The 8,258-nt window shown below is 65.6% G+C and carries 9 protein-coding genes; all 9 read left to right on the top strand.

What is annotated here, in order from left to right; genetic code table 11:
* Positions 1-324, top strand: a 324-nt coding sequence (locus tag I73_RS34025; RefSeq protein ID WP_234409514.1) for a hypothetical protein, incomplete at its 5' end; no start/stop codon positions are given.
* A 144-nt stretch (positions 325-468) separates the two neighbouring features.
* Complete coding sequence (gene thrS, locus I73_RS14415) at positions 469-2,388, top strand: threonine--tRNA ligase (protein ID WP_022981261.1); 1,920 nt, start codon at positions 469-471, stop codon at positions 2,386-2,388.
* 105 nt (positions 2,389-2,493) lie between these two features.
* Entirely contained in the window at positions 2,494-3,018 is a 525-nt protein-coding gene (gene infC, locus I73_RS28015; protein ID WP_022981260.1) for a translation initiation factor IF-3, read from the top strand.
* Positions 3,019-3,138: 120 nt separating this feature from the next.
* Positions 3,139-3,342 (top strand): 50S ribosomal protein L35, encoded by a 204-nt coding sequence (gene rpmI, locus I73_RS14405; protein WP_022981259.1) that lies wholly within the window; start codon positions 3,139-3,141, stop codon positions 3,340-3,342.
* 26 nt (positions 3,343-3,368) lie between these two features.
* Positions 3,369-3,725, top strand: a complete 357-nt coding sequence (gene rplT / locus I73_RS14400; protein WP_022981258.1) for a 50S ribosomal protein L20 — start codon at positions 3,369-3,371, stop codon at positions 3,723-3,725.
* Positions 3,726-3,834: 109 nt separating this feature from the next.
* Positions 3,835-4,890 (top strand): phenylalanine--tRNA ligase subunit alpha, encoded by a 1,056-nt coding sequence (gene pheS / locus I73_RS14395; protein ID WP_022981257.1) that lies wholly within the window; start codon positions 3,835-3,837, stop codon positions 4,888-4,890.
* A gap of 66 nt (positions 4,891-4,956) precedes the next feature.
* The gene (gene pheT / locus I73_RS14390; protein WP_022981256.1) at positions 4,957-7,380 is read left to right on the top strand and encodes a phenylalanine--tRNA ligase subunit beta; all 2,424 of its coding nucleotides are present in this window, start codon (positions 4,957-4,959) and stop codon (positions 7,378-7,380) included.
* 23 nt (positions 7,381-7,403) lie between these two features.
* Positions 7,404-7,778: an integration host factor subunit alpha gene (locus tag I73_RS14385; protein WP_022981255.1), complete on the top strand. Its 375-nt coding sequence runs from the start codon at positions 7,404-7,406 to the stop codon at positions 7,776-7,778.
* 61 nt (positions 7,779-7,839) lie between these two features.
* Positions 7,840-8,214: a MerR family transcriptional regulator gene (locus I73_RS28010; RefSeq protein WP_085944606.1), complete on the top strand. Its 375-nt coding sequence runs from the start codon at positions 7,840-7,842 to the stop codon at positions 8,212-8,214.
* Positions 8,215-8,258: the final 44 nt, after the last annotated feature.

Raw genomic sequence — 8,258 nt, 5'->3', positions numbered from 1 at the left:
GTGTTGCTGCGCGTAGAGATTGCCGCGTTTCACCCGGCGACGTCGGAGCGCGGCATGCCGTCTCCCAAGAAGGCTTGCGCCTTCCGTCGCCGACTCGTCTCTGTGGCTCTGATCCGCACCTCGCGGTGGACGGGCGTTACCCGCTACGCTGCTCTGTGCAGTCCGGACCTTCCTCCAGTGCGGCCTTTCGGCCCGGCGCTTGCGCGCCGCCTTGCGGATTGCACCAGCGGCGGTCTGGTCTGCTTCACCAACCTAGCAGAACCGGGAAAGGCAGCACGGGTTATGACACCGCGAACTCGCTCGATCTTCTTCGAAGAGGTCTGATCGGCCGCGGTGCACTTCTGCGTCTCTCGTTTGTGCTTTCGCAACGCGGCCCCGGTGGCCGCGTTTTGCTTTTCTGCGCCGGCCATCGCGCACTCCCCCTGAAATTCAATCTGGCACCTGCAGGTGCCCCTTGAGGAATCTCCGATGCTCACGATCACCTTGCCCGATGGCTCGAAGCGCGAATACCCGGCCCCGTTGACGGTGGCCGAGGTGGCAGCGTCCATCGGCACCGGCCTGGCCAAGGCTGCCCTGGGCGGCAAGATCGGCACGGGCGATGCGGCCAGGCTGGTGGACACCAGCTTCCGCATCGAGCAGGACACCGCGCTGGCCATCATCACGGACAAGCAGCCCGAGGGGCTGGAGATGATCCGCCACTCCACGGCCCACCTGCTGGCCTACGCGGTCAAGGAGCTGTTCCCGGAGGCCCAGGTCACCATCGGCCCGGTCATCGAAAACGGCTTCTACTACGACTTCGCCTACAAACGCCCCTTCACGCCGGAGGACCTGGCCGCCATCGAGAAGAAGATGGCCGAGCTGGCCAAGAAGGACGAGCCGGTGGTGCGCCGCGTGCTGCCGCGCGATGAGGCTGTGGCCTACTTCAAGAACCTGGGCGAGGCCTACAAGGCCGAGATCATCGGCAGCATCCCGAGCAATGAGGATGTCTCGCTTTACCGTGAGGGCGCCTTCGAGGATCTGTGCCGCGGCCCGCACGTGCCCAGCACCGGCAAGCTCAAGCACTTCAAGCTGATGAAGGTGGCCGGCGCCTACTGGCGTGGTGATCACCGCAACGAGATGCTCCAGCGCATCTACGGCACGGCCTGGGCCAGCAAGGACGACCTGCAGCAGTACCTGACCATGCTGGAGGAAGCCGAGAAGCGCGACCACCGCAAGATCGGTCGCGAACTGGACCTGTTCCACATCGACGAGCACTCGCCCGGCACCGTGTTCTGGCACCCCAAGGGCTGGACGGTGTGGCAGGAGGTGGAGCAGTACATGCGCCGCGTCTACCGCGAGAATGGCTACCAGGAGGTCAAGGGCCCGCAGATCCTGGACAAGGGCCTGTGGGAGAAGACCGGCCACTGGGACAAGTACCGCGAGAACATGTTCACGACGGAATCGGAGAAGCGCGACTACGCGCTCAAGCCGATGAACTGCCCGGGCCACATCCTGATCTTCAAGCAGGGCATCAAGAGCTACCGCGACCTGCCGCTGCGCTACGGTGAATTCGGCGCCTGCCACCGCAACGAGCCCACCGGCGGCCTGCACGGCATCATGCGCGTGCGCGCCTTCACGCAGGACGATGGCCACATCTTCTGCACGGAAGACCAGATCGAATCCGAGGTGGTGGCCTTCACCCAACTGCTGCAGAAGGTCTACAAGGACTTCGGCTTCACGGACATCATCTACAAGCTGTCGACCCGGCCCGAGAAGCGCATCGGCACCGAGGAAAGCTGGGACCGCGCCGAGGCCGCGCTGGCCAACGGCCTGAAGGCCTCGGGCTGCGAGTTCGAGTACCTGCCGGGCGAGGGCGCCTTCTACGGCCCGAAGATCGAGTACACGCTCAAGGACGCGCTGGGCCGGCCCTGGCAGTGCGGCACGATCCAGATCGACCCGAACCTGCCCGAGCGCCTGGACGCCGACTTCGTGGGCGAGGACGGCGGCCGCCACCGCCCGCTGATGCTGCACCGTGCCATCGTCGGCAGCCTGGAGCGTTTCATCGGCATCCTGATCGAACAGCACGCCGGCGCGCTGCCGGTTTGGCTGGCGCCGACGCAGGTGGTGGTGTCCTCCATCACCGACGCCCAGGCGGATTACGTCACGGACGTGGTGAAAGCGCTGCAAAAACAAGGGCTTAGGGTGCAGGCGGATTTGCGCAACGAGAAAATCACGTATAAAATCCGCGAGCACTCTTTGCAGAAAGTTCCGTACATCCTTGTCGTGGGCGACAAGGAGAAGGCAAGCGGGGCTGTCGCGGTGCGCGCCCGAGGCAACCAGGACCTGGGTGTGATGTCCCTCGCAGAGTTCCAAGAGAAGCTCGCGAACGACATTGCCACCAAGGTCTGAGGCGACCTCGGTTTTTTGCGTTCCAATCTTTTTCAACGGGGTTTTCCTCTTGCCGGAAGACCTGCATGAGGGGTTTTCACCATCGCTACCTTTGCCGACCGTCGGATGCCGAACGTCGAGCGCAAGCATCGACTCAACCGCGAGATCACGGCACTTCAGGTGCGTCTGAATGGCGTGGAGAACGAGCCGCTGGGCATCGTGAGCATTCAGGAAGCCTTGCGCTTGTCAGCCGAGCACGACGTCGATCTGGTCGAGATCGCAGCCCAGGCCGATCCGCCGGTGTGCCGGCTGATGGACTATGGCAAGTTCAAGTACCAGGAGCAGAAGCGCGCTGCCGAGGCCAAGTCCAAGCAGAAGGTCATCGAGGTCAAGGAAGTCAAGTTCCGTCCGGGCACGGACGAAGGCGACTACAACATCAAGATGCGCAATCTGCGCCGCTTCATTGCCGAAGACGGTGACAAGGGTAAGGTCACGCTGCGGTTCCGCGGTCGTGAAATCACCCACCAGGACATCGGCATGCGGCTGCTGGAGCGCATCCGCGACGAACTGGCCGATGTGGCGGTGGTCGAGCACATGCCCAAGCTCGAAGGCCGCCAGATGATCATGGTCCTGGCCCCGAAGAAGAAGTAAGCGTTTTCAAGGTTTCACCGCCCGGTCTGGTCACCGGGTGGCGAAGAGAAGCCACTGCAGGCCATCAAGTGCGGTGTGACCACGCCGCCGCCCAGCAGAGGTGTCATAAAAGGAGCAGTCATGCCCAAGATGAAGACCAAGAGCAGCGCGAAGAAGCGCTTCCGCGTGCGCCCGGGCGGTACCGTCAAGCGCGGCCAAGCCTTCAAGCGTCACATCCTGACCAAGAAGACGACCAAGAACAAGCGTCAGCTGCGCGGTTCGGCCAACGTCCATGAGACGAACATGGGCCACATCGCTCAGATGCTGCCGTTCGCCGGCCTGTAATCCACCAAGACTAGAAGGAGAAACACATGCCTCGCGTCAAACGTGGTGTTACCGCCCGCGCTCGTCATAAGAAGGTTCTGGCCCTGGCCAAGGGTTTCCGCGGCCGCCGCAAGAACGTCTTCCGCATCGCCAAGCAGGCGGTAATGAAGGCGGGTCAGTACGCCTACCGTGACCGTCGCGCCAAGAAGCGCGTGTTCCGTCAACTGTGGATCGCCCGTATCAACGCCGGCGCCCGCAGCCTGGGACTGACCTACAGCAAGTTCATGGCTGGCCTGAAGAAGGCCTCGATCGACATTGACCGCAAGGTCCTGTCGGACATGGCCATCCACGACCCGGCCGCTTTTGCCGCCATCGTCGACAAGGTGAAGGCCCAGCTTGCTTGATAACCCTGCAGGGTGACCAAGGCCTGCCTGGCAGGCTTTGAGAACCCTCTCAGGCTCTCAAAGGCCGTCACCCCAGGTGTCGGCCTTTTTTCATTGATTTGCACCGAACATGAACGATCTCGACCAACTGGTGGGCGCTGCGCAGGCGGATTTCGCTGCCGCCGCCACACCAGCCGAGCTGGAAAACGCCAAGGCCCGCTACCTGGGCAAGGCCGGTCAGGTGACCGAACTCCTCAAGGGCATGGGTGCCCTGTCCCATGAGGAAAAGAAGACCCGCGGGGCCGAGATCAACCAGACCAAGCAGCGCATCGAGTCGCTGCTGACCGAACGCCGCCAGGCCCTGGCCGAGGCCGAACTGCAGGCGCAGCTGAAGGCCGAGTCGCTGGACGTCTCGCTGCCCGGCCGCCAGCACGGCATGGGCGGGCTGCACCCGGTGTCCCGCACGATGGAACGCATCGAGGCCATCTTCGGCTCGATGGGTTTCGAGGTGGCCGATGGCCCCGAGATCGAGGAAGACTGGTTCAACTTCACCGCCTTGAACACGCCGGCCGACCACCCCGCGCGCTCGATGCACGACACCTTCTATGTCGACACCCAGGCGCCGGACGGCAGCGGCCACCTGCTGCGAACCCACACCAGCCCGATGCAGGTGCGGCACGCCGTGCAGCATGTGAAGCGCCACGCCGCCGCGCTGGCCGCGGGCCAGGCCATGCCCGAGATCCGCGTCATCGCGCCGGGCCGCACCTACCGCGTGGACAGTGACGCCACCCACTCGCCGATGTTCCACCAGTGCGAAGGCCTGTGGATCGGCGAGAACGTGTCCTTCAAGGACCTGAAGTCGGTCTTCGCCGATTTCTTCCGCAACTTCTTCGAGACCGACGATCTGGAGATCCGCTTCCGCCCGTCGTTCTTCCCGTTCACCGAGCCCTCGGCCGAGGTGGACATCGCCTTCGCCAGCGGGCCGCTGAAGGGGCGCTGGCTGGAGGTGGCCGGTTCCGGCCAGGTGCACCCGAACGTGGTGCGCAACTTCGGCCTGGACCCCGAGCGCTACATCGGCTTCGCCTTCGGCATGGGGCCCGACCGGCTGACCATGCTGCGTTACGGCGTGAACGACCTGCGCCTGTTCTTTGACGGTGACCTGCGCTTCCTGAGCCAGTTCAAGTGAGCCGGGCAGGGCGCCCGAGGTGCCCGCCGCTCCCGCCCGTTTCCCAGAACATCATCGGATCCCAACATGCAATTCCCTGAATCCTGGTTGCGCGAGTTCTGCAACCCACCGATCTCCACCCAGCAACTGGCCGACCTGCTGACCATGGCCGGTCTGGAGGTGGAAGAGATGAGCCCGGTGGCGCCGCCGTTCACGAACATCGTGGTGGGCGAGATCGTCGAAGCCGAGCAGCATCCCAATGCCGACCGCCTGCGCGTGTGCCGCGTGGACGCGGGGCCGCACAGCAAGGACGGCCTGCTGCAGATCGTCTGCGGCGCACCCAATGCCCGCGTGGGCATCCGCGTGCCCGTGGCCCTGGTGGGTGCCGAACTGCCCCCGGGCGAAGACGGCAAGCCCTTCCAGATCAAGGTGGGCAAGCTGCGCGGCGTGGAGAGCTTCGGCATGCTGTGCTCGGCCCGCGAGCTGCAGCTCAGCGAGGACCATGGCGGCCTGCTGGAACTGCCGGCCGACGCGCCGCTGGGCCAGGACATTCGCCAGTACCTGAACTTGGACGACACGCTCTTCACCCTCAAGCTCACGCCCAATCTGGCGCACTGCCTGAGCGTGTACGGCGTGGCGCGCGAGGTCTCCGCGCTGACCGGCACCCCGCTGAACGCCCCGCGCATCGACGCCGTGGCCCCCGCGCTGGACGACACCCTGGCGGTGGACGTGCAGGCCAGTGACCTGTGCGGCCGCTTCTCGGGCCGCATCGTGCGCGGCGTCAACACCAAGGCCCAGACGCCGGCCTGGATGGTCGAGCGCCTGGCGCGCTGCGGCCAGCGTTCGGTCAGCCCACTGGTGGACATCTCCAACTACGTGATGTTCGAGCTGGGCCGCCCGTCGCACATCTTCGACCTGGACAAGATCCACGGTAGCCTGCAGGTGCGTTGGGGCCGCAAGGGCGAGACGCTCAAGCTGCTCAACGGCAACACCATCACGGTGGATGGCCAGGTCGGCGTGATCGCCGATGACCAGGCCGTCGAATCGCTGGCCGGCATCATGGGCGGTGACGCCACCGCCGTGTCCGACGACACCCACAACATCTACATCGAGGCCGCCTTCTGGTGGCCCTCGGCCATCGCCGGCCGTTCGCGCCGCTTCAACTTCTCGACGGATGCCGGCCACCGCTTCGAGCGCGGCGTGGACCCGCAGCAGACGGTCGAGCACATCGAGCGCATCACCGCGCTGGTGCAACAGATCTGCGGCGGCCAGGCCGGCCCGATCACCGACGTGCAGCCGGCCATGCCCGCACGCCAGCCGGTGCGCCTGCGCGTGGCCCGCGCGGCCAAGGTCATCGGCATGCCCGTCACCCAGGCCGAATGCGCCGGTGTGATGCAGCGCCTGGGCCTGCAATACACCGAAGGCGAGGGCGAGCTGACCGTCACGCCGCCGTCCTGGCGCTTCGACCTGACGATCGAGGAAGACCTGATCGAGGAGGTGGTGCGCGTGCTGGGCTTCCACCGCCTGCCCGCCACCCCGCCGCTGGCCCCCGTGACCGTGAAGGTGCGTCCCGAGGCGCGCCGCAGCGGCCACGCCGTGCGCCACGCCCTGGCCGCACTGGGCTACCAGGAAACGATCAACTTCAGCTTCGTCGAGGAACGCTGGGAGCGCGAGCTGTCCGGCAACGAGGACCCGATCAAGGTGCTCAACCCCATCGCCGCCCCGCTGGCCGTGATGCGCTCGAGCCTGATGGGCAGCCTCGTCAACGTGCTCAAGTACAACCTGGCCCGCCGGGCCTCGCGCGTGCGGGTGTTCGAGGTGGGCCGTGTGTTCTGGCGCGACGCCAGCGTGGCCTCCACCGACACCAGCGTCGCCGGTGTCTGCCAGCCCATGCATGTGGGCGGCCTGGCCTATGGTCAGGCGCTGCCGCTGCAGTGGGGTGAGGCCGAGCGCAACGTCGACTTCTTCGATGTGAAGGGCGATGTCGAGTCGCTGCTGGCTCCGTACAAGGCCAGCTACCAGGCCGCCGAACATCCGGCCATGCACCCGGGCCGCTGTGCCGCGGTGCTGCTGGACGGCGTGGTGGTCGGCCATGTGGGCGAGCTGCATCCCAAGTGGCGCCAGGCCTATGACCTGCCGCAGGCGCCGGTGCTGTTCGAGCTCAACCTGTCCGCGGTGCAGGCCCGTCCCGTGCCGGTGGCCCAGCCGGTGCCGCGCCAGCAAAGCAGCCTGCGCGACCTGGCCCTGGTGGTGTCCGACAAGGTCAGCCACGAAGCCCTGATCGACACCCTGCGTGCCGATCCGCAAGGCCTGGTGCGCACGGCCGTGCTGTTCGACATCTACAAGCCGGCTCAGCCGACGGCCGACATCCCGGCGGGCGAGCGCAGCCTGGCCGTGCGCCTGGAACTGCTGGACAACGAGACCACGCTGAACGATGAGCGCATCGAAGCGGTCATGGCCGCCGCGGTGGCACGGGTGCAAGTGGCCCACGGCGCGCGTCTGCGTGCTTGAATGGAAGTAGGAGAGGGAAGCCGATGAGCATGAATGCCCAAGACGATCTGCCCGGTGGCGAGCGCGTGCTGCTGACCTCGGTGGAAACGCCGACGCTGACCAAGGCCGAGCTGTCCGAACTGCTGTTCGAGCGGCTGGGCCTGAACAAGCGCGAGTCCAAGGACATGGTCGAGGCCTTCTTCGAGATCATCACCGAGGCCCTCGTCAAAGGAGAGGACGTGAAGCTCTCGGGTTTCGGCAATTTTGCAATTCGTCGCAAAGCGCCGCGCCCCGGACGGAACCCGCGCACCGGGGAGTCGATCCCTATCAAAGCCCGCAACGTGGTCACCTTCCATGCCAGTGCCAAGCTCAAGGCGGTGGTGCAGGGCGACGTCCCGCCTTCTGAAGACTTCGAGTAAAGTTTCCTCTCCCTGTTCGCGCCGACCCCAGGGGTTGGCGCGCTCCCCTTGAAGCCACGCCATGTCAGACGCCCACATCGAGCTGCCGGCCATCCCCGCCAAACGCTACTTCACCATCGGTGAGGTCAGCGAGCTGTGCGGGGTGAAGCCCTATGTGCTGCGCTACTGGGAGCAGGAGTTCACCCAGCTGCGGCCGATGAAGCGCCGCGGCAATCGCCGCTACTACCAGCATCACGAGGTGCTGCTGATCCGACGCATCCGGGAGCTGCTGTACGACCAGGGATTCACGATCAGCGGGGCACGCAACCGCCTGATCGAAGGTGATGCGGTGGACACGGCGATCGACGCCGATCTGGTGGTGCTCGACAACGTCGATACGGCCTCGACCGCTTTGCCATGGCCGCCCTGGCCAGCCATCTGGCGATTGCCGAACTGAGCGTGCGTTCGCCGCTGCCGGACAACCCCAGCCTGGCCCAGCTG

The sequence above is a fragment of the Ideonella sp. B508-1 genome, assembly GCF_000333615.1.
Taxonomy (GTDB): domain Bacteria; phylum Pseudomonadota; class Gammaproteobacteria; order Burkholderiales; family Burkholderiaceae_C; genus Ideonella.
The sequence above is the reverse complement of the archived record's forward strand: the minus strand, read 5'-3'. Positions and strand labels throughout refer to the sequence as shown.

Bases quoted from the DNA above. Each gene is read 5' to 3' on its own strand.
- pheT (WP_022981256.1), top strand. From the start codon at position 4,957: ATGCAATTCCCTGAATCCTGGTTGCGCGAGTTCTGCAACCCACCGATC.
- I73_RS28010 (WP_085944606.1), top strand. From the start codon at position 7,840: ATGTCAGACGCCCACATCGAGCTGCCGGCCATCCCCGCCAAACGCTAC.
- infC (WP_022981260.1), top strand. From the start codon at position 2,494: ATGCCGAACGTCGAGCGCAAGCATCGACTCAACCGCGAGATCACGGCA.
- pheS (WP_022981257.1), top strand. From the start codon at position 3,835: ATGAACGATCTCGACCAACTGGTGGGCGCTGCGCAGGCGGATTTCGCT.
- thrS (WP_022981261.1), top strand. From the start codon at position 469: ATGCTCACGATCACCTTGCCCGATGGCTCGAAGCGCGAATACCCGGCC.
- rpmI (WP_022981259.1), top strand. From the start codon at position 3,139: ATGCCCAAGATGAAGACCAAGAGCAGCGCGAAGAAGCGCTTCCGCGTG.
- rplT (WP_022981258.1), top strand. From the start codon at position 3,369: ATGCCTCGCGTCAAACGTGGTGTTACCGCCCGCGCTCGTCATAAGAAG.
- I73_RS14385 (WP_022981255.1), top strand. From the start codon at position 7,404: ATGAGCATGAATGCCCAAGACGATCTGCCCGGTGGCGAGCGCGTGCTG.